This is a genomic window from Mesorhizobium sp. EU05-FHT14A09 (assembly GCF_058790995.1).
In genome coordinates this window covers 1-23,826 of record NZ_JBYTDF010000011.1, presented here as the reverse complement: position 1 = coordinate 23,826, position 23,826 = coordinate 1, and the positions used below count along the sequence as shown (strand labels likewise).

Genomic DNA, 23,826 nt, shown 5'->3' with positions numbered 1-23,826 from the left:
CGGTCAGATCGGCGCGATCGGCCAGTAGGTAGATCCATACCCATGCCGAAAATCTTAAAATTCGTGTCGGGTTGGGTTGTCCAATAAGCGAGCGCCAAATGCGAAAAACCGCCGCCTTTGGGGCGACGGCTTGGATGAATTTCGGTTACGGCTTAGCGAGAGACGCACTGCTGGCGCGGACCATTATTGGGCTGGAACGTATTGTCGGAAGCCCGATATGAACGGTACCGGTCATAGCAATACTGGATATGCGTGTTGCCGCTTCTGCGTGGCTGATTCTCTATTGCTCCGCCGATGATCGCACCGGCGATGAAGGCGGCAGCAGGGAACCACATGCCATTGTGCTCCCGATAGCCCCGACGGGGTTCGTAGTAGCCGCGATGGCCGTTGTAATATGCGCGGTTGCCGCGGCGTTCGAAATGGCCGTCGCGTCGTTCGAAGGAGCCTTCGCCTCGATCCATCCGCCTTTGGGCACCGCGGCGCCATTCGGGATCGAACTGAACCGTCTGGACGGGGTTGGAGGCTGCGTCTGGCCTGGGCGTCGGCAGCGGAGCGGCGGTCACCGGTGCTAATGTTGCGAGCCCGAGGGTCAAAGCCAATGTCGAGGCACAAATGCCCGCGAGAATCTTTTTCATGGGGAGTTCCTGAGAGGGAGGTTGGTTGGTCCCTCCATGGAAACCCAACGGTTGGATTGCCCTATCGTTCCGCAAATATGTCAGCCACCGCCATTCGCCCGGGCCTCATACGGCTTCATCACCTTGGTCCGAGTTACTCTTGCGGGGCGGCGCTCCGCGTGAATGTTTGAAGCTGTAACAAGGAGTGCTACCGCTACTGTCAAGTCCCGATAAGAAATCGGCTCAATTTAAGAAGGTGACGCCTCGGCGCAATCCAAGGCAGCGTTCATGGTGGCGGTATCCCAGGCAAATTCCACCATTCGACCCGAAGGTCCTCGGAGAAACGGATCACCTGGCACATCGGCATCGCGATCTCCGCTCCGGTCGATCGAGCAGAGGCGCACATATCAGCATGTCATTGCCGCAAGCATGAAATGCGGGATCTGTGGATGTCTCCCTGTCAAGGTCTCGACGAAAGCGTCCAGCCAGTTGCCGAAGGCTTCACGACCCCGCCATACACCGCGATAGGGCAGCGGATCCGGTTGTTAGAGTACGATATCCGGATGCAACGTGTCCAAGAGAGTGGTTCTGTCGGCCGCGCCACCTGAAGCCGAATACCGTCCTTCAGCGCCATAGAAGCGCATGAGTGATTGAAATACCGGGCTCTCTTGTGTGCGACGGGTCTCCGCAATTTCGACGGTCTTGGTCATGATAATCCTTGCGAGGCGCAAGCGGAGATCGGCATGACTTCCGTTCGCCTTCGGGGGCGCGTCGCCAATGCTGCCGGCGCGCCGGCAGCAGCGATCCTTTTTCGGACCGGCTTCTGTTTTCTGCTATTCAGCGCTGTCCTGCCAAGGTGCGGCGTAACGAATCCGTCCATTGCGCAATGAGGGGCACAAGCAGGTTGTTCCATTGCGTAGCTTCGTTCGGTGCGCTGTCAAATTCCACGAACCACTCTACGAATGCTTGTTTGCTCTCGACTACCGGCGTTACCCGCAAGGTGCCTTGATAATTTACAGGAGCCGGTGAGGCGGCTGCGTCCGCACCGGGGAAAGGAAATTCCTCAAGGCCAGCATAGGTGAATGATCGCTCGGTATCGGAATGGGACACGAGGCGCTGGCGGATCCATACATCACCGTAATGGAAACGCCGCACGGCACCGACCTTGTCGCCGCGCTTGTCGTCTTCGATGATGCTCTCGGTGACGCCTTCGATGTAGCGGGGGTAGTTGTTGAAGTCTCGAACCAAGCTCCAGACCTGCTCTGCGGTCTCATCCAGGACAATGCTGTAATAGGCCTTCGGAAGGAAGCCATCCTCATGGTTGGACTGGCGTTGAGATCGCCAGTCCATTTCAGAGAGAGATTTTCCTACGACAGGAGCGTAGTTGGTGATGAGGGTCATCCCGGTTCCTTTGATAAGTATGGCCATACGCAGCTTCGCAATCATCCTGCGAAACTGCCGGCCTCGTTCTCTGGTTACGGATATACGTCCAATTAAACCAATGGTTGAATTCCGGTATGGTTCCGCAATTCTGGTGCGAATTGTTGATGGGCGCAACGAGCCCCATTTCCGGTTCTGTCTTTGGCCGACTCCGTAAGCTGCTGCTAAACTTCAATTTGAGGCCTGATGATCGGTGCCGGTGGCTTCGATCAGACGCCCGATCGTATGCAGTAAGACAGATCGCCGAGCGCTTTTTCGCCGTTTCCAGGGTGTCGAGAGGCCGTCATTGAATTTGTGATCACGGTTCTTTTTTGGCAGTGGACTGGCCCAGCCGCTGGGCTTGAGAGCTCACGGAGGCTCGGACTTTAAGGCAAATGACCCATGAAATCATAACGGTATCGATCGAGATCACCGCGTTTCGCGCCGCATGCTTCCCCAACGTCAACTTGTTATTGTGCAGTGCAACAACGATGTTGCAGCGACGGCATGGTGCCCGGTTTCCGCCACTCCCGGCGGCCCAGGATTTCAATTTGCGAAAAGTTTCAGACACGATCACCCGGTTCGCCGCCATGCGCGGGGGGCAGGTTTTTTCACAAGGTCCCGATCGTTTATCCGATCTGGCCGATTTTGGAGCCAATCCTGGTGCCCTGCGGGCACGTTTCTTTGCTCCTGAGAACCTGCCGATTGGCGCTCCGCTTGTCGTTGTCTTGCATGGCTGTAGCCAATCAGCAGCAGGCTACGATCATGGTTCGGGTTGGTCGCGCCTCGCGGCGGAGGAGGGATTTGCGGTGTTGTTTCCTGAACAGCAGCGCGCCAATAATCCCCATCTCTGCTTCAACTGGTTCGTGCCGGACGATGTCACCCGGGACCGAGGCGAGGTGTTTTCCATCTGCCAGATGATTGAAGCTATCGTGATGAAGCATGGCCTGGACCGCAGCCGCATTTTCATCACGGGGCTGTCAGCTGGCGGCGCGATGGCAAACGCCATGCTCGCGACATATCCCGAGCTGTTTGCTGGTGGAGCGATCATCGCCGGACTCCCCTATGGCAGCGCGTCAACGATTCCTGAAGCCTTCGACCGCATGCGCGGCTATGGCGGCCCCTCGGCGTCTGAGCTGCAGCAGCGATTGGTGGGAGCGTCGCGTCATCAAGGAGCTTGGCCAAGGATTTCCGTCTGGCATGGCGCTGCCGACAACACGGTGGCACCCTCCAATACCAATTCAATAGTCGCGCAATGGCAGGGGGTGCATGGGGTGAATGCCGGCCCCAGCCGAGCGGAAACGGTTGATGGCCATATTCGCCATGTCTGGTGTGACAGCACTGGCAATGAGCTTATGGAAAAATACACGGTCGCTGCGATGGGACATGGCACCCCCTTGAAAACCGGAGGAACTGATGGGCTTGGAAATACCGCGCCGTTCATGCTTGAGGTTGGAATATCATCGACACGGCGTATTGCAGACTTCTGGGGGCTCACAAATGGTCACGCCACAAAGTATGGCAAGCTTGAAACCGGCTCGGTTCGCTCTGATGGAGCGAAGGCATTGTGCACCTATTCTGCGTCGGAAAGCGCAAGAGCAGTTCGTACGGATAAGGAAGATCGGCCTCGAGATCGTTCTCGCAGACGTGAGACGGACATCGGCAAAACGATCGAAGATGCGCTTCGTGCTGCCGGCCTGATGCGTTAAGTGAAGCGCTCGGCAAACGATGGGCCCCACTGATGCGGAGCGAGGCCCATCTGTTTTTTGGTCAGACCCGATTGATGCCGCGAGCCTTGTCGCGACCGATCTCATCGTTGGAGTAGGCCTTGGCATCCTCATCGAAACCGGTCCAGCCGGCCGTTTGGTACTCGCCCCGTCGTCCTTCCAGATCAACCGAACTGGCCTGTTGCAGGATCCTTTCGGCCTGCGGCGCCAGTTGATCGGCGACCTTTGCGGTGACCACTGTGCCGCCACGGCGCACGCCTTCAGCATACACATGTGCATCGTTCTCGGGAACGCCGGAGTCGGTCAGGGCGCCGACGATGCCGCCAGCTGCACCGCCAACTGCGGCCCCGCCAACTGCACCGACCGCGGTTGCAGCCAGCCACCCCGCGGCGACAACGGGGCCGAGCCCTGGAATAGCCACCAGGCCGAGGCCGGTGAGCAATCCCCCGGCGCCGCCGATGGCGGCACCCAGTCCGGCACCGCCAGCAGCGCCCTCGGCCGCGTTCGAGTCACCATCCCCGTGGCGATTGCCGGAGTTGCCTGCGACGATGCTGATGTCGGATTCTGGAATTCCGCTGGCTTCCAGTTCGCGCACGGCGTCGGAAGCGTCGTCGTAATTGTCAAAAAGGCCGGTTACCGTTTTCATGATGCTGTTCTCCTGAATCTATTCGGTTACTGGGTGCCGGCAACGACGTTGCCTTTGTAGTCCAGCGCGACGCTGGCATTTTTGCCACCCTTGGTGGCTTGCCCACGCCAGATACCCTGGTCGTCCTTGGTCAGTTTCGAGACATCCGAGTAGCCGGCGTCCTGAATGCGACCCTTCGCCTGGTCCTCGGTAAAGCTGTTTGCACCCGGCAGGGGTGGGGTGGGGTCGGGCGTTTCGCCGACCGTGATCCTGGGTCCCTTCGTCCCGGCCGTATCCGTCGCCGCGATCTTCTCGATCATCTCCTGATGCATCTTGAGCGTTGGCGCCGTCTGCTGAGCAAATGTCTTCAGCTCAGCATTGTCGCCGTGCTTGGCGTAGCTTTCGAACAGCTCCACCGCATCAGCATGGGCTCTTCGCTGCAGTTCGACGTAAGGTCCGTCGACGGGATCGGCGCCCTTCTGCAACGCGTCGACGTCGGCCTTTCCCTTAGCATCGAGTTCCTTCGGAACTGTCAGCTTCTGGGCCTCGGCAATCGTCGCGAGCTTGGCGTTGGCTGCACCATGGTCGGCGATCATCTTCTGGGCGAAGGCCTTGACGTTCCCGTCCGACGCTTTGCTTTCGGCGATTTTGCTCGACTCCACTTCGAACATGCCGCCGGCAGCGGCCTTGTTGACGAATTCCTGTGCGCTGTCGGCGGCCAGTGCGTGCATGGAAAAAGCCATGGCTGTAGCTGTGGCCAGTGAGGCCACCAATAGGCGTGGTTTCATGGAGAAAGTCCTTTTTCTGAGCACTTATGTGCTGCGGACCAAACCTTCAGATCCTGTGTTTGTTCCGAGAATCTGCGGCCAGCCAATCATCTCCAAAACTCGGCCTCCGCGATGCACGATTGTGCCACGCCTCTAATGCGGCTGCCGGTCGGCTTTTGAGCGTCAACCTTCGTCTTTGATTTTGCGAGCCTCCTGTTCGCCCTTTTCCTTGCCATGCTCTCTTGCCAGATCCTTGGCCTGTTGAGGGGAGACGTCGGTTTGCTCCGCAATCCGCACCGCCTCCTTGTCGGAAATGCGATAATCTTTCGATTTGCTGTTCGCCATGAAGGGATCTCCATCGAGAGCGTTTTGCTATGTTAACAGCAACGCTTCATGCTGCATGCCGTTCCGCCGGATGCAGACGCGCGAAATGCACGGTGGCTTAGAGTTAGAAAAAGGGAACGTTCGAGACTGGCATTCGTTGGCTTGGAGCCTCACCAGGATGCCGTCATGAACAGCAGCGACCACACACCACCCCTTTCAGCCGAGGTGCGCGCCGCCATTCAGGCATTCTTGAATGCTTGCCAGGAGGAAGCCACCCCCTTCGCTTCTGTCGAAGCGATAGGGGCGGTACGGCGCGTTTTTCCAGGTCTTGATATTTCAGATGCCGATCTCATGGACGCAATCACCAGCGAGGCATCAGCGGCGGGTTTCGATGTCGAGACGATCGGACGCGATACGACGCACCAGTAAAGTGGTGGCCGCCCTTTATTGGACACACGCTGCACGATGCCTGCTCCACACGATGCGTTCTGAAAAAACAGATCGGGCTTGCATCGACAACGAACCAGTCGGGCGCGCGAGAGGCCGGGTCCCGGAAGAAGTTTGGCTGCTGCGTGCAGGCGGTCGAGAAACGACCGGGGATTTGAATGAAGCTGATCATCCATCATCGTACGACTTATCGCTATGCACGGCAGGTGGAGTTCCTGCCGCATCGCATGATCTTGAGGCCGCGCGGCAACCATCAAGTCAGGGTGTTGTCCAGTTCCATTGTCTGCTCGCCCGTGCCCGAGTTCGACTGGAGCGAGGATGTCTTCGGCAATCTCATCGCCGCCGGCACCTTCGGAGAACCCGCCACTCAACTGTCTATCGCGAGCGAACTCACGATCGAGCAGACGGCAGCGGCTTGGCCCGTGTTTAAAATCGCGCCCGAGGCGCATTCCTTCCCGTTTATCTATTCCGGCGACGATATGGTGGATTTGGCAATGCTTCGCGGTCCGCAACACGCGGATCCGGAGGGGAAGACTGGCAAGTGGGCGAAAGCTTTTGTTCGAGGAGAGACAACCGATACCCTTTCGCTCCTAAAGGATATCAACGCCGGTATCCTGGACTCCGTGGCGTATCGCATTCGTGATGAAGAGGGCACGCAGACGCCGCTTGAAACGCTGGCGCTGGGAAGTGGCTCCTGCCGCGACATCGCAGCCCTCTTCATCGAAGCGGTGCGATACCTCGGCTTTGGCGCCCGCGCCGTCTCAGGCTATCTCGTGGACCCGGAACAACGCGCCGAAGATCCCGGATCGACGCACGCATGGGTTGAGGTCTATCTCCCCGGCGCCGGATGGATCGCCTTCGATCCGACGCACCGCAGGCTCGGTAGCGCAAGCCTTGTTCCGGTAGCTGTCGCCCGCACCAATCGCCAGATCATGCCCATCGTCGGCGGCTATGCCGGTGCGCCCGGTGATTTCATCGGCATGGACGTCACCGTCCGCGTCACGCCGGCATCGTAGCGGCGTCGTCGCAGCAACCTGGTGGCAGACGTAGGCCCGCCAGCTTGCGGCTGGCAGCCTCACTCATAGTCCGGTCGCGGTCAGAGTGAGACGCACCCTGGCGCGGGCCGTTGTTGGGCTGGAAGGTGTTGTCAAAAGCGCGATAGGGCCGGTAGCGACCGGAGCAATCGCACATGGATATTGCCGCTTGAGCGCGACTCATTGTTAAGCGGCTCCGCCGACGATCGCGCCGGCTATGAACGCGGCAGCCGAAACCATACGCCATTGTGCTCCCGTTAGCCCCGGCGCGGTTCGTGACAGCCGCGATAGCCACTATAATACGCGCGGTTGCCGCGGTGCTCGAAGCGCCCTTCGCGCTCCATCCGTCTTTCGCTGCGATGGCCGCGGCGCCAATCAGGGCCGAACTGCACGGTCTGGATCTGAGCGGAAGCCGCGCCCCGCCGGGGTGCAAATACGGAAGCAGCGGCGGCCGGTGCTAAAGTGGCGAGCCCGAAGCTCAGCGCCATTGTTGAGGAATAAATGCCTGTTAGGAATCTTTTTCATGGGGGTTCTTGTAGAGGGCGGTTGGTTGTGTCCCTTCATCAAACGCGACGAGTAGTCCCACCTGTCGCTCAAACTTTCTCGCTCTCTTCGCCGGCCACCTGCTCGCGCCGGCGTCGCGTCGCGCTTCGCCGCAGTTTCCCGTCGGCGTTTGAGCCGCGCCGCACTTTTGGATGACCGCACGACCAATCTTCCGGAACGAAAGGGATATCGCGACATTGAGGTTCCGTACCGACACGGCTTTTCCGGAAAGGGATCACAATGGCTAAGAGTGGAACATCATCGGGTAAAGCCGCGACCATTCACGATCAAAAGCTTCTTCGAGGAGAAGGCGGCGAGCTCCACCAAATTGCCGAAGGTGACGCGCCGACGCTGACGACGGCGCAAGGCGCACCTGTCTCGGACGATCACAACACGCTGAAGGTCGGCGCGCGGGGCCCTTCCCTGATCGAAGACTTTCATTTCCGGGAGAAAATCTTCCATTTTGACCATGAACGCATTCCTGAGCGTGTTGTCCATGCCCGCGGCTACGGTGCGCACGGCTACTTCGAGACCTACGATTCACTCGCCAAATACACCAAGGCGGACATCTTCCAGCGTGCCGGTGAAAAGACGCCGGCCTTTGTGCGTTTCTCGACGGTCGCCGGTTCCAAGGGGTCGTTCGATCTTGCTCGCGACGTGCGCGGCTTCGCCGTCAAGCTCTACACAAAGGAAGGCAACTGGGACATCGTCGGGAACAACATCCCGGTCTTCTTTATTCAGGATGCCATCCGGTTCCCTGATCTCGTTCACGCCGTGAAGGAGGAGCCGGACCGTGCCTTTCCGCAGGCCCAATCCGCCCACGACAATTTCTGGGATTTCATATCGCTGACGCCCGAGTCGATGCACATGATCATGTGGATCATGTCCGATCGCGCGATCCCGAGATCGTTCCGCTTCATGGAAGGTTTTGGCGTTCACACGTTCCGGTTCGTGAACGCCAAGGATGAGTCGACCTTCGTCAAGTTCCACTGGAAGCCGAAGTTCGGATTGCAATCGGTGGTGTGGAACGAAGCGGTCAAGATCAACGGCGCGGATCCGGATTTCCATCGCCGGGATCTGTGGCAGGCGATCCAATCCGGCAATTTCCCGGAATGGGAGTTGCGTGTTCAGCTGTTCGATCAGGCGTTTGCCGACAGCTTTGACTTCGACATCCTCGACGCCACCAAGATCATTCCGGAAGAAATCCTGGAGCCGATCCCGGTTGGGCGCCTCGTTCTCGACCGCATGCCTGATAACTTCTTTGCTGAGACCGAACAGGTTGCGTTCATGACGCAGAATGTGCCCCCGGGCGTCGACTTTTCCAATGATCCTCTCCTGCAGGGCCGGAACTTTTCTTATCTCGATACCCAGCTGAAGCGGCTGGGCGGCCCAAACTTCACGCACATCCCGATCAATGCTCCGAAATGCCCTTTCCATCATTTCCAGCAGGACGGCCACATGGCGATGCGCAACCCGGTGGGCCGCGTGAACTATGAGCCAAACTCATTTGACCAGGGACCGCGCGAGTCGCCTCAGCGCGGCTTCCGCTCCTTTGCGGATGGTGAGGACGGGCAAAAGGTTCGATTGCGGGCCGAGAGTTTTGCCGATCACTACAGCCAGGCGCGGCAATTCTTCCACAGCCAGACCCCAACCGAGCAGCGGCATATCGCCATGGCGTTGACGTTCGAACTTTCAAAGGTCGAGACGCCGATCATCCGCGAACGCATGGTCTCGCATCTGTTGAACATTGACGAGGGCCTCGCCGATACGGTCGGCGACAAGCTTGGCCTCAAGGAAATGCCCAAGGCCGCCGATGCTGCCGTCGCCACGCGCAAGGATTTACAACCGTCGCCGGCGCTCAGCATCATTGAAAACGGCCCAGACAGCTTTGCCGGCCGCAAGGTCGGCATTCTCATAAGCCCCGGCGTTGACGCAGATCTTCTCAAAAGCTTGCAAGGCGCCATCGAGAAGGAAGGTGCCGTCATGGAGATCGTTTCGCCCAAGGTTGGCGGGGTCGAAGCGGCCGACGGCAGTTGGATCGAAGGCCGCCACATGGTTGACGGCGGGCCTTCGGTGCTGTTCGACGCAGTCGCGCTGCTGCTGACGGAAGAGGGTGCCAAGCGCCTGGCCGGCGAAGCCGCCGCGCGCGACTTCGTGGCCGATGCGTTCGCCCACTGCAAGTTCATCGGATACGCTCCCGGCGCCATTCCGCTGTTGCAGAAAGCTGGCGTGGATCCAGATGCGGATGAAGGCCTCATCGTCCTGGATGGCAACAAGGCGATCGCCTCATACATCGAATCGTGCCGCAATCTCCGGCTCTGGGCCAGGGAAGGTGCTGTAAAATCGTAGTTTAGAGACGCCGGAGAAACAGCATGGCAATTGTTGCACCATGATCGACCGGCCAACCGCATTCGGGAATGAGAACATTTTCCGCTTTGCTTTGCGGCGACGGCGACGAGTGTATCAGTGTGCACATGGCACGAGACCACATCGAGGCAGGCGATGCCTTTCTTGCCAGGGCTCGAACGCTTCTGCTGCAAAGCATGAGCCTCAGCCTCGCTACGAATGAGTATGACGCGCAAAGCATCGGCGATTTCGACGAATTCTCTGTCACGGCGGCCAAGGGAGAGGCTGTCTTCGTCTTCGGGTGTCATGACGACGAGGGACGTCGTCAGCTCCCTCCATCCAGACACCCGAGTCTCGATGCCGCACGCGCGCCAGCTGTGCGATGTGCGATCGACCTCCTGGCGAATCTTGAGTCAGGTAATGTTGCGTTGAGGGGATGGGTGGGGCGTTTGTTAAGTGAAACCGGGGAGTTGCATTGGGTCATCTACATTCAGGAAGCGTAGGCCGCCCAAAGGGCGTCGCGGTTCCCAGCCAATGGCGAGATTGCGTTTCCTGATTGAACAAGGCGATCAATTTTGCGGCTTCGCGTGAGTTATCCACGCTGCAAGGTTTCGCAACTTTCGTGCTTTGTGTGAAATGGCCTGCTGGCGGAACCTGTCTTCGACGAACCGGCATAGCGTGTCGACCTGAACGGAGGTGTAGCCGCGCGATTGGCGGGTAAGGCAATTGTTGGGACCAGGCCAGCTGCGCCACGATTGTCGTGATGGGAGTTACGCACCGACCGGGGGACAACTGTTCCTTCGTGAGCAACTGGGCGGTACTCTCGAACTGCCCAGGATTGATCGTGCCGCCCGCAAGCGGCTCTGTCTCAATGCCCCGTCCTGCAGGCACGATGGTCAATTGTCGATGGGTTGTGACGCCTATGGAAGCCAAAGTCATCGTGCAAGCGGAGCCTGACGAGCAGCGTGGGATCTGTGCTCCCGCTTCCAGAAGGTCTACCCGACTTGGCTGCACAACCGCGCCGAGTTTGGTTTCGTGACATTTTCAAGTGTGGGACAGCAATTCTCGAAAGGAGGCCATTACGGCCTCATGGTGGTAGGGCTTTGGGTGGAACACAATACCTTCGGGCAAATCAGTAATTTCGACCGTCCTGTTTCCGGAGGTTACGACGATCTTGACCGGGGGCCAGCGATCATGCACTGCCGCCGCGAGCCTAAGCCCATCCATGCTGCCCGGCATGTCTATGTCGGTGAACAAGATCCTGATCGATGGTTCTGTTTCCAGCAACCTGATTGCGCCTTCGGCATTTGATGCTTCGAAAACCCTGTAGCCCTCTTCGAGAAGCTGATCCGCGATGTCCATGCGAATGAGGAATTCGTCCTCCACTACCAGTACGGAGACTTGGCCTTTCATAAACACTTTCCACCCGGCGATCTGTTCCACGCCGCCAGTGGGACTTGAGAAGCAGGACGCCGGACGGGCTGCGGCACCAAGCTAACCACGACAAATCTATTAAGTTCCATTATGGTCTCGTCGATCTCGTTCGCAGCGACCGGGATGCGTCCGGCCGGTTGCCTAGAGCATCAGGCTCTAGGAGGACTATGTCGGTTCTTTCCCGCAACAATGTCCAGATCCGTGGCAACGGCTCGCGCGCGATGGTTTTTGCTCATGGTTTTGGCTGCGATCAGAACATGTGGCGGTTTGTTGCTCCTCAGTTCGAGAGCAATTTCCGCACCGTGCTCTTCGATCATGTCGGTGCCGGAAAGTCCGACCTCAGCGCGTACGATCCGGCCAAATATGCTTCCCTCAACGGGTATGCCGACGACGTTGTCGAGCTGGGGCGGGCGTTGGAACTATCGGGTGCCGTCTTTGTCGGCCACTCGGTCAGCGCGATGATCGGCGCGCTCGCCTCGATCAAGGCTCCGCGTCTGTTCGAGGCCTTGGTCTTGGTCGGACCATCGCCGCGCTATATCGATGAGGGAGAGTATCGGGGTGGCTTCAGCGCACAGCAAATCCAGGAATTGCTGGCCTCGCTCGACGACAACCACATGGGCTGGTCGGCAGCGATGGCACCGTTGATCATGGCCAATCCCGGCCGTCCCGAACTTGCTGAGGAACTCACCAACAGCTTTTGTCGCACCGATCCCGAAATAGCCAAGCAGTTTGCACGCGTCACGTTCATGTCGGATAACCGAGATGACTTGAGGAAAGTGAGCGTAAGAACGTTGGTCCTGCAGTGCAAGGACGACATCATCGCAGCCGAACAGGTGGGCCGATATGTTGAGCGACAGCTCCAACGCAGCAGGCTCGTCATTCTTGACGCGACCGGTCACTGCCCCAACCTGAGTGCGCCGCAGCAGGTCGTGTCGGCCATTCGCGCGTTCGTCTAGTGTTGGGAGTGGGTGGTGGAAGAGGACTTTGAGGATCTCTACGAAAACGCACCTTGCGGATATATTTCCCTCGGCACGGATAGCCGTATCCTTAAATCGAACCGCACTTTCTCGATGTGGACGGGGTATGAGCGGGAGGTGCTGCTGGGAAAGAGATTGCCCGACCTGCTGAATGTAGCCGGGGCGATCTTTTATGAAACCCATTTCGCGCCCTTGTTGCGCATGCAAGGCTTCTTCAGCGAAGTGGCGCTCGACCTTCTCACGGCTGAGGGCAACAAATTCTCGGTGTTGGTCAACGCGCAGGAGCGCCGCGACGAGCGGGGCGAACTCCTATTCACGCGACTGACGGTTTTCCCGGCGACAGAGCGGCGTCGCTATGAACGCGGTTTGGTGGAGGCAAGGCTCGAAGCCGAGCAGGATCTCAAGGATGAACGAGCAGCGTCAGAGCTCCGCGAGCAGTTCGTTGCCGTGCTTGGCCATGATTTGCGCAATCCACTGGCCGGCATCGATGCAGGGCTGCGGCTGCTGCATCGCGCCGACGGCGACGCACGCACGCATGCCATTCTTGAACAGATGCGGCGCAGTGTGGCCCGCATGCATGAGTTGATTAACAATGTTCTCGATTTGACGCGCAGCCGGCTGGGGGGTGGTCTCGCGCTGAGGGTTGATCCCAACACCGCGCTGGCGCCTGTCTTGATGCAAGTCATCGAGGAAATTCGCGTCGTGAGCCCGGATCGCACGTTCGTGCTGAACCTGGACATCAAAGAGCCGATAGACTGCGATCACAACCGGATCGGCCAACTTCTCTCAAACCTGTTGGGAAATGCCATTACACATGGGGCAGAAGACCAGCCGGTTTATATCGAGGGCAGGACGCGAGATGGAGAGTTTTCGCTTGCGGTCGCCAACGCCGGAAAGCCCATACCTGCGGACACAATGACGCAATTGTTTCAACCGTTTTACCGTGCCGAAGGCCGTTCCACCTCGCAGGGTCTGGGGTTGGGCCTTTACATTGCCTCTCAGATAGCCAAGGCCCATGGGGGGACACTGTCGGTATCCTCGAACAATCTGCGAACCACCTTTGCGTTGTCGATGCCGACACGCCGGGCAGTTTCAGAAGACGAAGCCGCATCTTGACGCTGCTACCGACCGAGATGGAGATCTGTCTTAAACGTCGTGACGAGCGAACCACACGCATTGGGGCGCCACGGCCAATGCGCAGTCGGGTAGCGTGGGAACTGGCAGCCATTGAGCCGGAAAATTTCAATCCTATAGCGAGTCTTTGTGGCGATGGCGGTCGCCTTCTGCTCTAGCGCAAATTCGTCCGAAGCAGGCAGCTGCGGGAAAATAAGAAAGCCGCCTCAGGCGGCTTTCTTCGAGGCTTAAGCCGACAATTTAGCTGCATCAAGTCTTTTTGTAAGCGCCGGGCTGTCTGCCTGTCTGTAGCGCTTGCGCGTCCTTCGACCGCTCAGCAATCGCGGGTCCCGCCCCGGACGTCTTTTCCGTGGCAGGGTTGAGGGCTGCTTTCACGCCGAGGCGGCCACTCCCTTCGGGGGAGTCTGATTGAACCGACGGTTGCGCTGGCTCTGGGGAAAACGCCGGATCATCGAAGGGCGGAAATTCCTCCCGGGGCCGGCGATCGACTTCAGAGGGTTGTGTTACGTCTGGATGTTGAGAAAGTTCACCCTCCTCGTCGATCTCGTGCTCTGCCTGCAGCCAGTGGTCTTGATGATTCCCATCCAGTTGGCCGTCTTGCTGCCATAACTGGTGAGCTCGGTCGCGAATGCGATCCTCTCGGGAAGAGCGGGAAACTTCTGTCGATACTGCATCCGACAGACTGCTATGATCGGCGGCGGCGAGAGTTTCGCCCGCAGCATCTCGGTGAGTTTCTGAGTGATCATCGGCAGGCAGATATCCCGCCGGACGGTTTTCTGGTGGGCCATTCCACGTCGGCCTCTGCTCCGCTGTTTCTGGTGCACCCTTGATCGGCATTGACATGATTTTCTCCTCTCGTATCGGGACTAAGCCAACCTTCAAACTGGCCGTCTGTTCCGAAAAATTCGGACCTTGCAGCATGAAGCTGCGGAGGAGCAGCCGCAGGCTATATCGGCCAGGAAGAGAAGCGGAGGGGGGCGCAACGTTCTACGATTTCGGATCCTGCGTGGGGGGCAAGGTGGCAGCCCGCCAAATCCGCCTTGATTTTGTGCTGGATGGTGTCGACGGGCTTGATGCCGAGACGGAACCACGCGGCGTATCCGAGCTTCCACAGCTTAGTTTGGAAAGCCTGACGCAGGCGTCAGAGCCACGAGAGGCAATTGGTGTCTTAGTGATGTAAGTATCAAGTTCTGCGACTTGATGCCAGGATGCGGGCCTCGCTGGCAGCACGTTCGAATGACTGTCGGGCTTGGGCTGGCGTAGCTTGATTTAGTTTTAGCGCCTCAAGCACATCGATTGCCTGCTGCCAGGCAGCCATTCGCGTGGCCGGCCACTTCTCGCTCTTCAGACAATGCTCCGCCTCGAAAACAGAGTTTACATTTCGCGTTCGTCCCGGTTTTCCGAAATAGATAAGAACCGGCCTGTCAAAAAGAAGCGGCTGCATCATGTCGCAACGCCGCGGCCTGGCCGGCGTTCCGAATTTTACATGTGTTGCTGGGTTTTGGATTGAGGCCTATCCCGCAACCTGTGCGTTGCGAATGGACTGAGTAGCCTGGGGCGTGGGTTGATTTTTGGAACGTCGCCGGCGCAGCACGACATCAAACGGCAGACGAAAGTGCTGACTTGCCCCCGCGCAACGAGCGATTGCTATCAAGACTGTTTCGGTAACATCTGTTGACGCTATCTTGCTCCGCAAGGCGGTTTCCAGATTCTCTATGATGCACTGGTGAAGGATAGCGGCGAATGCGAATTGCCCAATCCGCTGGCCCTTGAAACTCCCGTGGACAGCTTGCCACCCGAGAATCCGATCACCTCAGTGAGCTCGCCTGGCGTCTGTTTGGTCACCTGCCTCAGGACTGGGCGCCAGTGCAAGCAATCACTGGCTATGTGAACAACCGGCTGTCATTCGGTTATGGCTATGCCCGCGCGAGCCGCACCGCGGCGCAGACCCACGACGAACGCGTCGGTGTCTGGGATCTTGGCCCCAGCGTCGCGGTTGCCGGCGACGATTAGAGGTCCCTGATAGCTGTCTTCGATCTTCGGAATGCCTTCGGGTAACGCGCCTTCCTTCAGCGCTGGTGATATACTCCACGCGTTCGTCGACCGACAGGAGTGGAGTTAAGGTCGTTCCAACCATCTCGCTCCGTGCCAAAATCCTATCGACCCCGTTGATTGCTAGGGTGAAAGGGGCGCCCGCAAAAGACTTGATCGCCCAGGCGAAACAGCGCTCCGCCGAGGTCCACGATGGCGAACTGGATGAAGATCTCTGAACGGCGCGAGGCTCGCATCTATCCGGTCAGTCGTTGCCATTGTATCTTGCCAACCGGCGCGATCGGCGATCCATCGGCTGATGTCGGATAAATGCCATCCCGTATGTTATGGTCGGTCCGGCCCGTCAAATCCGCCTGATATTTCGCGCGCAGCAAGTAAATTGTCATTGAAAATCTCAGCCCGGCCACATGTCCTGCTGTTTGGTCTGCCAAAAGCGGTCATTCGGTTGCGGCAGAATTGGCGGGACCCACCCGCGCTTCAGTACAAATATACGCCTAGTTTTCTGCTTTCCGAAACTAGAAGTTGACAGCTCGACAGGACTATTCTAAATGATCCCTATCGATATTTGCTTGCTGAGCTTTGGTTGTTGCGCGGTTGTCATCGCGCCCTGAACGAACCTTTTCTTTCAAAAATCGCTATCACCATCTGCAGCGTTTCGGCGTTGTGGTTCCCGTATTGCTATGAAAGGGTTTTTTATGACCACTGGCACAGTTAAATGGTTTAATTCCACCAAGGGCTTTGGCTTTATTCAACCGGACAATGGCGGCGCCGACGCATTCGTTCACATATCGGCTGTCGAGCGCGCCGGTATGCGCGAACTGGTTGAAGGTCAGAAGATCGGCTTCGAATTGGAGCGCGACAGTAAGTCGGGTAAAATGTCTGCCTGCAAACTGCAGGCAGCCTAATCATCCGGTATCTGCTTTCCGTTGACCACGGATGTACTGGCACTGTCGAAAGCATGATATCAATCAAGGTCAGGCAGATTGCCTGGCCTTTTTTATTGCCGCGGTATCTAACCGCCTCCCATCCAGGAAGGATCATTGGTCCAAAGATACAGCAAATCGCGCCAGAAGGCGGAGATTGTCTTTAGCCATGCTCGATCGCAATTTTTCGCTCGCAACGATGAGTTGAACTTCTTTGCTCTGTCCCGACAGGAAAAGACGCTGCGGCTTCGAGAAATACGCCCTAAGTGCCCTCTACCCCCGCGGCATTTGGCGATTGCTGAAGCAAAGTTCACGCAAACCTGAGTGAACGATGATGAAGGCAGCCACATGGAGGAATCCCAATGGCAGAACATATGAGTGAAATTCACGCCATCAACACAGCCTGGCAGATCGCAATTCAGGAAATCCTGCGTATGGTCATCCGCGACATGTATCATTCCGGCGGAGAAGCTACCTTCACGCGACACATCAAACGCATTGAGGAGGCGGCGGTCGACAGCATCTACTGCGATCTAAGATTGCGCGGCACGGACGAATGGACGGAGGTGCTCGTGAAAGAAAAGGCGAGCAATTTCGTTACAACCTTACTCACATCATTCACGTTTGACCGGGCTTAATGCGGAGGCCAGCCATCTAATCGCATGGTCGAAGGGCTCCGGCCAACCAGCGTAGTCCGGCCTCCTGCATTGGATAACAATAACCGTCAGTCCCTGTGCTACGAGCGGCCCAAGGGGTTACAACCGCCAACCTTGATGGCTGCCTTTTCTCATCTGGACCCCCAGAGCCGGCGTCCGGCGTTCGGGCTCTGGTTTTGCTTGGTGTCCACGCGAACTGCAACGTGCGCTGCTTGCGTACAACCTGCCGTTCGAACAACGTCTCCCGCAAGTTGACTAACATAAACCCATGCATGTGCGAGTGCCGCCGCAAGTGGTGCGACACGGTGGCCTTAGTCCGTCGGTTGATTCTCGGCAGGCCAGTGTCGGAATTCTTGTCAGTTCCTCCCAACCTCGTTGAAAGGGGAATTGTCACGTTGCATGCCATCGCGCGCGGGGGCGTGTCGTACGCGCGCCTATAGGCGTGGGGGGCGTTCACTTACGCGCCGGCAAGCAACTCGCGAAACGAAGTTACTACTGCGTGGTGACTGTGGGGTTTGGGGTGGACAATTACACCCCCACGGGGGCGAGACCGCAACGTATCTGATACGGTTTCTGGCGCCCAATGCCAGAGGTTTGTCGCCAATGTCATCAACATTGGCGCGGATTCAGAACGGGTCCTTTGGCCTGCTCAAGTCGAAGTAGCCATGTTCCTCGGATCCGTGCCCCAAACAGCTAACACGCCAAAATTCACCAGCTCCTGTGCAAGCTAGATCGACGGCCCTTCATTTCCGACAGGCAAAGCAGTCAGCTAAGCGGGAGATCCCGCCGGAGGCTATCTGAAATTGTCTGCAGCAGGGTGAGCGATTGGCTCAGCGTTGCAGGAGAATCTCCGAGTGATTCAGCGATGTCTTCCTTCACGTCCGCCGCTATATCAACGACTTCGACCGCTTCTTGGACGGTGATCACCGACGCTGCGATCAAGGCGTGGATCAGGCTCTCCACAAGCAGCAACGCCGCCTGCCCATGAGCATCGGGTCCTTCCTGTCCTGCGATGCGCGAGGTCACTTGATTGTCGTTGACGGTTTCCGAGGTCATGCCCTTCGCTCGCATTGGCGAGAGCACTTCATCTCTCAGTCGCCAGGCCCGCTATCACGTCCAGCGATGGCGGAACATAGGGGAGAAACAGGTGGAGCGCCATTAACTAGATCAACTTTCGATATTAACTTTGAACAATATCAAACTTTATCGTGCCGTGGGAATGTGGGCCCATGGGTAATCGGTTTGTCGAGAAGTTGCAGGGCTACGGAAGTCTTGGAGAGGAAGATGTCTCCGCGCTTCTGGCGGCTACAGTTGGCCCCCGCAACATTGCGCCCCGCAAGGATCTGATCCGGGAGGGCGACAGGCCTGGCCCGGTCTTTGTTATCCTGGACGGGTGGGCATGCCGCTACAAGATCCTGCCGAACGGGACCCGGCAGATTCTGGCCTATCTGATGCCGGGCGATTCCTGCGACCTCCATGTGGGTCTCCTGAAGGAAATGGATCACAGCATCCAGACGGTCACTGAAGCGGTCGTTGCTACCATCGACCGCCACCTCATGGATTCGATTATGGATCGTCATCCCAGGGTGGCCAAGGCGATGTACATCGCGCAACTGGTCGACGAAGGCACGATGCGAGCTTGGATCACGAGCATGGGCCGCCGCAGCAGCATCGAGCGGGTCGCACACCTGATGTGCGAACTTTACCTGAGGGCCCAGAACATCGGCATCACGGCGAATACGCAGCTGGAACTCCCCTTGTCACAGCTTCTGCTGGCGGATTCACTGGGAATGACCCCAGTCCATCTCAACCGGGTCCTGAAGGAACTGAGGAAGACAGGCGCCATGACCCTGCAACGCGGCAGCCTCATCGTCACCAATCCAGTCACGCTGATCCAGGTCGCCGGCTTCGATGAGAACTACCTTCACCGGCGCATGCGTCGTGCAGCTTAGGTTTCCCGGTACGTGGGGTATGCCATAGATGTTGGAAAAGGCTGCCGTTCGGTCTGCAGTTTGAGCCCGGCTTTTCCTGACCACACTTGAAAGCTGTCCATTTGAACTCGCGTGCTGGAATTCCGAATGCAGTCTTTCGTGCCGATGGCGCAAACCGGTGTTGTCGCGCGCTCTTTCGTTCGGAGACGCCAAACGAAAGAGATAAATGACCGGAACGGCTCGATCCAAAAGCCCGGCGATGTTCATCCTTGGGCAGGATGTGGCGAACATTGACCAGCTTCGGTGCGCCATCTGGGACCAATATTAAGCGAATTGGCGGCTGGCCGCCTCGGCCTCGGTCAGGCTTCGTCGCGCGCTTCCAGGAGATCGAGTTCACGCACAAGCTTGTCAGCGATCTCACTCCCAATCTCCTTTGATCGCAGCATCTTGAAGATCGCTCTGCGCTCGGCTTTGACTGCTGCCATCCGCATCTTCCGCTCGGCTTCCTCGCTCTCTCTGACACGGATTCCAGCTTCTCCCTCGCGCGAGCGGACCTCAATGCGGCTACGGTAAAAATCCATCACGCGTGCAGCCGCCGCTATATAGACATCGGCATCCTTGCGGCCTGCAGCGAGCCTATGCTGGACTCGCTCGATCTCGGCAATCGCTGCCTCGGCCGCGACCATCCGCGCCCGATTCTCGTCCGCCCGATAGGTGGGATCGACCGGCATTTCCAATCCCTTTAGCAATATCGGCAGGCCGATGCTCGCGGCGATTATCGACACGATGATCACGCCCATCGCGAGAAAGATGGCGAGTTCTCGAGCCGGGAAGGGGGAGCCGTCGTGGAGAACGAATGGCAGCGTCAGGACGCCGGCCAAGGTGATGGCACCACGGACGCCCGCCAGCGACGTTGCCGCAACCAGCCGCAAGTCGGGTCCTCCCGCTCTGGTGCCCTGAAATCGGGCTCTGAAGATGGTCAAGCTGAGCGAGACCCAGACCCAGATGAAGCGGAGCACGATCAGGCCCGAATAGATGGCAAGAACATAGATCAGCAGCCACCATGGCTCCTGATGACCGGTCAGCCGGACGGTCTCGGCGGCCGACCCCAGGATCGAGGGCAACTGCTCGCCAAGCAGTACGAAAATGACGCCGTTGGCTACGAACTGGATCGTGTCCCACACGGCATTGCGCCGCATCCGGGTCGCAGCCTGAGCGCGGCCCGAAGCTTCTACGGAGCTCATGGTGAGGCCGGCGGCCACGGCTGCGAGAATCCCCGAACAATGAAGCCGCTCGGCGAGCAGGTAGCAGCCGAACGGAAGCAGCAGACTGATGAGAATCTGCGATCCGCTTTCTTCGCCAATGCGGCGTGCGATCGATTCCTTGACCTTCGTCGTCAACCACGTAACGCCGAAACCAATGCCAATGCCGCCGAGCGCGACCCAAACGAAGCTGACCGCCGCATCGGACAGTGAGAACGCTCCCGTCAGCGCGGCGGCAATCGCAAACCGCAGACAGACAAGGCCGGAGGCGTCATTGAGCAGCGACTCGCCTTCCAGGATATGCATCAGTCGTCCCGGCACGGCCACGCGCGCGGTAATGGCGGACACGGCGATCGGATCGGTAGGCGACACCACAGCCGCGAGCGCGAACGCGACGGGCAGCGGCATTGCCGGAATCATCCAGTGTATGAAAAAGCCCATGCCAGCCACCGTCAGGAAGACCAAACCGAGCGCTAGTTCGAGAACCGCTGCCCGATCCTTGAGCAACTGCTCGTTCGGGATGCGCCAGCCATCCAGGAACAGCAATGGTGGGATGAAGAGGAGGAAGAAGATTTCGGGGTCGAATTCTACCCGCAGGTCAGCGACAAGCCCGATTGTCCCACCCAGCACGATCTGCACCAAAGGGCGGGGAGCAGGCAACGGCAGCAGGCGCGAGATGAAGCCGCTTATGACCACCGCAACCATCAGAATGAGGACGATTGTAATGGTTTCCATAGCCGCGCCTCGTTGCTGACATCCCTTTCGAGAACCTCAACGCCAAAGCGGTTCGCGAAATTCGTCCTTAAGAGCCTTATTCGGACCGGCATGCCGTTGTGTGGTGCGCAGGCGGCAGTGGGCGGCGTTTGGCTTAAGGCAGTTTCGGCAATACCTCGCTCGATAGCATGCGTGCCATTTCCTCTCCGACGGCGTGGTGCCTGTGGGGTTCGTGAAAAACCTGCTTTCCTCGGGAAGGCTGGCTCGCAGCGACCATTAGTTTCATGGGCCCCCCGGTCGGGGCGTCATCGTTGTCTCTGTGGGAGATTGGACAGGGCATAAACCCGTTGGTAACCCTCGCTAGTTGAGCGCGAGGACGGAGTTGCAGGAGACCGCCAATGCCGTGTTGGGCGCAGTGCCTCCAAGCGGCGTGGCCCAGCCGGCTTTTTCTATAATCGATCGACGATCATAGCTGTTAGCGGCCTTAAGGGCGGCCAGAACTTCGACTGAATTCGGCGCGCTCTTCAACTGCGCGACACAGTACGGGGTCATGACGGCGACGACAGCATCAGTGCTGGTTTTTTCGCCATCTTTGTCGCAGTGCCCCCCGTGACCCATCCGCCTGCCGTAAAGCCGATGATTGCGAGCGCCAAAGCTCCTGCGACCGCGCCGTAGACGGCCGGTTTAATCCATCCCGGGGGTTGCATGGTAGTGTCCGATCTTTGTCAGACGGGTGCGCATGATTGCGCACGAGCAAAGGCGTTTTATCACGTTCTTGCAGCCAACGGTGATTATTCAGCGCCAATGCCCGTCACTTAGAATAGACTCTCTTTCGCCTAGTCTTCGGCAAAGCTGTTGGCGCCGGGAAGTGGAGAGGGTGGATACGGGCCGTCCCCGACAGTCACTTTCTGCTGCTTCGTCTCTTTCCTGTTGGTTGCACCGGCGATCTTTTCGATCGTTTCCCGGTGCATCTTGAGCGTCGGAAGCGTCCGCTTTGCGAATGCGCTCAACTCGGCATTGTCACCATCATTGATGTAGTTCTCGTACAGTTCCACCGCTTCGGTGTGCGCGTCGCGCTGCATATGGACGTAAGTTTCATCAACGAGCTCTTTGCCGTTCCGGAGCGTTTCGATGTCGGTCTTGTGCTTGGCATCGAGCTCCTTGGGAACGGTCAGTTTCTGCCCCTTGGCGATTGTCGTGAGCTTGGCGTTGGCGGAACCATGGTCAGAAATCATGCTCTTGGCGAAATCCTTGACACACGCAGTCTGCCCCTTGGCCTCAGCGACCCCGCTTAACCCCATTTCAAACATGTCGACGGCGGCTGCCTTGTTGACAAAATCCTGGGGGCTACCGGCGGCCAGCGCAGGCGTGGCAAATGCCATGGTTGTGGCCAGGGAGGCCACAAATAGGTCAGGTTTCATCCTAAGGTCCTTTACGCACCCACGTGCTGGCAACGAGCGTCGAAATGCGCACCATGTCGGCGCAACCATGGCATATGTTGGAGCCGTCGGAAGCGATCTAAACTCCCAAATTTGAAAGGGCTTCGAGTTGCAGCTGAGCTACTTACTCTCCTCTCGGCCATTTTCCTGTCGCCTGACAGCAGGCAACCTGACGAGGGGGCGTAGTTGCAGGTCAGCCTGAGATCTCACGAACGAAGCGATCGGCATCGAAGTCTGCCTAGCGGAAATCCGCAGCGGTTAGCGTGTATGAATCGCGACGGCGACGCGAGTAGGCTTTTCTGGCGACATCATAAATGGACGTACGCAGTGTATCGAAGGCCGATAGACACGTGGCTTCCAGCACATCGGCCCCGCAGCTAGCGGCATTCGGCTTTGTGAGCGCAGCCGCCTCGACCAGAAACCGTATCTGGAACATGCCATCATGACCCGTGAAACGAACAGCACTGCGAACTTCGTCGAAGCTGCGGCTTGGGTTGGGGAAAGCCAGCGTCATGAGCCCGTGTCCACCGGTTTCGTAGCGGCGAACGGTAGTTCGATAGATCCCTTGCGGTGCTCGGCATTTCGCAGGTTGAGATGCCACATGCTCTTGGTTGCCTCCGAGCGGCTGAGACGGGTCATGGTCTTGCCGTCAAAGCACGCTGGAGTATCAGGAAAAACTTGATCGTCCGGAAGCGATCAGATTCGACACGGCGGCTATACTGATGATGCATGAGGTTGCAGCCGGGTGCGCCGCCTTCATTCTCCCAGTCGCTTATCGCGGCCGCAATTCGCTTCGGTTCTGTTGTTTCTGGGAGATGTCTATTCATGTCATGGTCATCCCTTCGTTCTTCGCCCTTGCGCCAATGAGGCAGGGCCGGCATCGATGATGCGATAGGCTGCCGGATTTGTCGGGCTGCGCCGATCGGTTGTTCTTCACATTGGGCCGGATAGCTGCGAGCCGTTTGCAAGGAAGGCCAACAGTTCCTGTCCGAGGTCGACCATGAGGCAATTCTGCAGGAGTAAGCACAGGCGCTTCTTGCCTGTCATTCCCTTTTGAACCCTCTGATATCGAGGTTGCCGGAACACCTGTGGTCAGCCGGTCACAATGAACCCAAATTGTTCAAATCAACCACTTAGTTACATGTGTATCATTAAGTTTTTTATCAAGGTGAGGAGGTATTTAATTTTTAGTTATAAAATAAAATCCCTAGGAGAGTTTCGAAAATTTAAAATAAAAATGTTATATATCAATGGTGTAATGAGAAAATTACGATTTATTTTTTAGTATGATTTATAAAGGAAGGGGGTTACATATAAAAAATTGAATAATTAATTTTGTGCTACTATCAATCAAGCGTCTAATGCATTAAATTGATGATGCGGCCGCCCTATGCGCCGGCTCCAGAAAGAACCTCATGAATTTTCGTCCGCTTCACGACCGCGTCGTCATCCGACGCG

24 protein-coding genes and 1 pseudogene are annotated in these 23,826 nt (G+C 57.8%); 12 read left to right on the top strand and 13 right to left on the bottom strand.

Annotated features, from left to right (window positions below):
* Positions 1-152: 152 nt before the first annotated feature.
* Complete coding sequence (locus tag AC3WTO_RS26590; RefSeq protein ID WP_492464095.1) at positions 153-635, bottom strand: BA14K family protein; 483 nt, start codon at positions 633-635, stop codon at positions 153-155.
* Positions 636-1,451: 816 nt separating this feature from the next.
* Entirely contained in the window at positions 1,452-2,015 is a 564-nt protein-coding gene (locus AC3WTO_RS26585; RefSeq protein WP_492464096.1) for an SRPBCC family protein, read from the bottom strand.
* A gap of 569 nt (positions 2,016-2,584) precedes the next feature.
* On the opposite strand from AC3WTO_RS26585, the gene AC3WTO_RS26580 reads away from it, so the two are divergent.
* The gene (locus tag AC3WTO_RS26580; protein ID WP_492464129.1) at positions 2,585-3,742 is read left to right on the top strand and encodes an extracellular catalytic domain type 1 short-chain-length polyhydroxyalkanoate depolymerase; all 1,158 of its coding nucleotides are present in this window, start codon (positions 2,585-2,587) and stop codon (positions 3,740-3,742) included.
* A gap of 61 nt (positions 3,743-3,803) precedes the next feature.
* Here AC3WTO_RS26580 and AC3WTO_RS26575 read toward each other — a convergent pair whose 3' ends face one another.
* The 3 genes from AC3WTO_RS26575 to AC3WTO_RS26565 form a co-directional block, all read right to left on the bottom strand.
* Positions 3,804-4,406: a hypothetical protein gene (locus tag AC3WTO_RS26575; RefSeq protein ID WP_492464097.1), complete on the bottom strand. Its 603-nt coding sequence runs from the start codon at positions 4,404-4,406 to the stop codon at positions 3,804-3,806.
* A gap of 26 nt (positions 4,407-4,432) precedes the next feature.
* Positions 4,433-5,173: a DUF4142 domain-containing protein gene (locus tag AC3WTO_RS26570; protein ID WP_492464098.1), complete on the bottom strand. Its 741-nt coding sequence runs from the start codon at positions 5,171-5,173 to the stop codon at positions 4,433-4,435.
* A gap of 162 nt (positions 5,174-5,335) precedes the next feature.
* The gene (locus AC3WTO_RS26565; RefSeq protein ID WP_492464099.1) at positions 5,336-5,497 is read right to left on the bottom strand and encodes a hypothetical protein; all 162 of its coding nucleotides are present in this window, start codon (positions 5,495-5,497) and stop codon (positions 5,336-5,338) included.
* Between the two features lie 165 nt (positions 5,498-5,662).
* Here AC3WTO_RS26565 and AC3WTO_RS26560 point away from each other — a divergent pair.
* Together AC3WTO_RS26560 and AC3WTO_RS26555 are read left to right on the top strand one after the other, a co-directional pair.
* A pseudogene (locus tag AC3WTO_RS26560) lies at positions 5,663-5,878 on the top strand (hypothetical protein); the annotation flags it as partial.
* A gap of 203 nt (positions 5,879-6,081) precedes the next feature.
* Positions 6,082-6,939 carry a transglutaminase family protein gene (locus tag AC3WTO_RS26555; RefSeq protein ID WP_492464100.1) on the top strand — a complete coding sequence of 286 codons (858 nt, stop codon included), beginning with the start codon at positions 6,082-6,084 and terminating at the stop codon, positions 6,937-6,939.
* On the opposite strand, the gene AC3WTO_RS26550 is transcribed toward AC3WTO_RS26555, so the two are convergent.
* Positions 6,923-7,114 carry a BA14K family protein gene (locus tag AC3WTO_RS26550; RefSeq protein WP_492558453.1) on the bottom strand — a complete coding sequence of 64 codons (192 nt, stop codon included), beginning with the start codon at positions 7,112-7,114 and terminating at the stop codon, positions 6,923-6,925. The genes AC3WTO_RS26555 and AC3WTO_RS26550 overlap by 17 nt on opposite strands.
* A gap of 626 nt (positions 7,115-7,740) precedes the next feature.
* Here AC3WTO_RS26550 and katE point away from each other — a divergent pair.
* Both katE and AC3WTO_RS26540 read left to right on the top strand, forming a co-directional pair.
* Complete coding sequence (gene katE, locus AC3WTO_RS26545; RefSeq protein ID WP_492464102.1) at positions 7,741-9,849, top strand: catalase; 2,109 nt, start codon at positions 7,741-7,743, stop codon at positions 9,847-9,849.
* A gap of 68 nt (positions 9,850-9,917) precedes the next feature.
* On the top strand, positions 9,918-10,349 hold the full coding sequence (locus AC3WTO_RS26540; protein ID WP_492464103.1) for a hypothetical protein: 432 nt from the start codon (positions 9,918-9,920) through the stop codon (positions 10,347-10,349).
* Between the two features lie 541 nt (positions 10,350-10,890).
* Here AC3WTO_RS26540 and AC3WTO_RS26535 read toward each other — a convergent pair.
* Positions 10,891-11,259 carry a response regulator gene (locus AC3WTO_RS26535; protein ID WP_492464104.1) on the bottom strand — a complete coding sequence of 123 codons (369 nt, stop codon included), beginning with the start codon at positions 11,257-11,259 and terminating at the stop codon, positions 10,891-10,893.
* A 188-nt stretch (positions 11,260-11,447) separates the two neighbouring features.
* On the opposite strand from AC3WTO_RS26535, the gene AC3WTO_RS26530 reads away from it, so the two are divergent.
* Both AC3WTO_RS26530 and AC3WTO_RS26525 read left to right on the top strand, forming a co-directional pair.
* The gene (locus AC3WTO_RS26530; protein WP_492464105.1) at positions 11,448-12,236 is read left to right on the top strand and encodes an alpha/beta fold hydrolase; all 789 of its coding nucleotides are present in this window, start codon (positions 11,448-11,450) and stop codon (positions 12,234-12,236) included.
* A 12-nt stretch (positions 12,237-12,248) separates the two neighbouring features.
* Positions 12,249-13,373, top strand: coding sequence for a PAS domain-containing sensor histidine kinase (locus AC3WTO_RS26525; RefSeq protein ID WP_492464106.1), 1,125 nt, complete (start codon positions 12,249-12,251; stop codon positions 13,371-13,373).
* Positions 13,374-13,640: 267 nt separating this feature from the next.
* Here AC3WTO_RS26525 and AC3WTO_RS26520 read toward each other — a convergent pair whose 3' ends face one another.
* The gene (locus AC3WTO_RS26520; RefSeq protein ID WP_492464107.1) at positions 13,641-14,234 is read right to left on the bottom strand and encodes a DUF2934 domain-containing protein; all 594 of its coding nucleotides are present in this window, start codon (positions 14,232-14,234) and stop codon (positions 13,641-13,643) included.
* Positions 14,235-14,574: 340 nt separating this feature from the next.
* Positions 14,575-14,835 (bottom strand): DUF982 domain-containing protein, encoded by a 261-nt coding sequence (locus AC3WTO_RS26515; protein WP_492558452.1) that lies wholly within the window; start codon positions 14,833-14,835, stop codon positions 14,575-14,577.
* 422 nt (positions 14,836-15,257) lie between these two features.
* Here AC3WTO_RS26515 and AC3WTO_RS26510 point away from each other — a divergent pair, with 422 nt between their 5' ends.
* From AC3WTO_RS26510 to AC3WTO_RS26495, 4 genes are all read left to right on the top strand, one after another.
* The gene (locus AC3WTO_RS26510; RefSeq protein ID WP_492464109.1) at positions 15,258-15,404 is read left to right on the top strand and encodes a hypothetical protein; all 147 of its coding nucleotides are present in this window, start codon (positions 15,258-15,260) and stop codon (positions 15,402-15,404) included.
* 734 nt (positions 15,405-16,138) lie between these two features.
* Complete coding sequence (locus AC3WTO_RS26505; protein WP_492464110.1) at positions 16,139-16,348, top strand: cold-shock protein; 210 nt, start codon at positions 16,139-16,141, stop codon at positions 16,346-16,348.
* 135 nt (positions 16,349-16,483) lie between these two features.
* Positions 16,484-16,690 carry a hypothetical protein gene (locus AC3WTO_RS26500; protein ID WP_492464111.1) on the top strand — a complete coding sequence of 69 codons (207 nt, stop codon included), beginning with the start codon at positions 16,484-16,486 and terminating at the stop codon, positions 16,688-16,690.
* Between the two features lie 38 nt (positions 16,691-16,728).
* Positions 16,729-17,004 carry a hypothetical protein gene (locus AC3WTO_RS26495; protein WP_492464112.1) on the top strand — a complete coding sequence of 92 codons (276 nt, stop codon included), beginning with the start codon at positions 16,729-16,731 and terminating at the stop codon, positions 17,002-17,004.
* A gap of 783 nt (positions 17,005-17,787) precedes the next feature.
* Here AC3WTO_RS26495 and AC3WTO_RS26490 read toward each other — a convergent pair.
* The gene (locus AC3WTO_RS26490; protein ID WP_492464113.1) at positions 17,788-18,078 is read right to left on the bottom strand and encodes a hypothetical protein; all 291 of its coding nucleotides are present in this window, start codon (positions 18,076-18,078) and stop codon (positions 17,788-17,790) included.
* Between the two features lie 173 nt (positions 18,079-18,251).
* Between AC3WTO_RS26490 and AC3WTO_RS26485 the strand changes: the two genes are divergently transcribed.
* Complete coding sequence (locus AC3WTO_RS26485) at positions 18,252-18,974, top strand: Crp/Fnr family transcriptional regulator (RefSeq protein WP_492464114.1); 723 nt, start codon at positions 18,252-18,254, stop codon at positions 18,972-18,974.
* Positions 18,975-19,312: 338 nt separating this feature from the next.
* On the opposite strand, the gene AC3WTO_RS26480 is transcribed toward AC3WTO_RS26485, so the two are convergent.
* The 3 genes from AC3WTO_RS26480 to AC3WTO_RS26470 all read right to left on the bottom strand — a co-directional run bounded on the left by AC3WTO_RS26480 (position 19,313) and on the right by AC3WTO_RS26470 (position 22,882).
* Positions 19,313-20,950: a Na+/H+ antiporter gene (locus AC3WTO_RS26480; RefSeq protein WP_492464115.1), complete on the bottom strand. Its 1,638-nt coding sequence runs from the start codon at positions 20,948-20,950 to the stop codon at positions 19,313-19,315.
* An 815-nt stretch (positions 20,951-21,765) separates the two neighbouring features.
* Positions 21,766-22,350, bottom strand: coding sequence for a DUF4142 domain-containing protein (locus tag AC3WTO_RS26475; RefSeq protein ID WP_492464116.1), 585 nt, complete (start codon positions 22,348-22,350; stop codon positions 21,766-21,768).
* A 256-nt stretch (positions 22,351-22,606) separates the two neighbouring features.
* Positions 22,607-22,882, bottom strand: a complete 276-nt coding sequence (locus AC3WTO_RS26470) for a DUF1488 family protein (RefSeq protein WP_326893404.1) — start codon at positions 22,880-22,882, stop codon at positions 22,607-22,609.
* Positions 22,883-23,826: the final 944 nt, after the last annotated feature.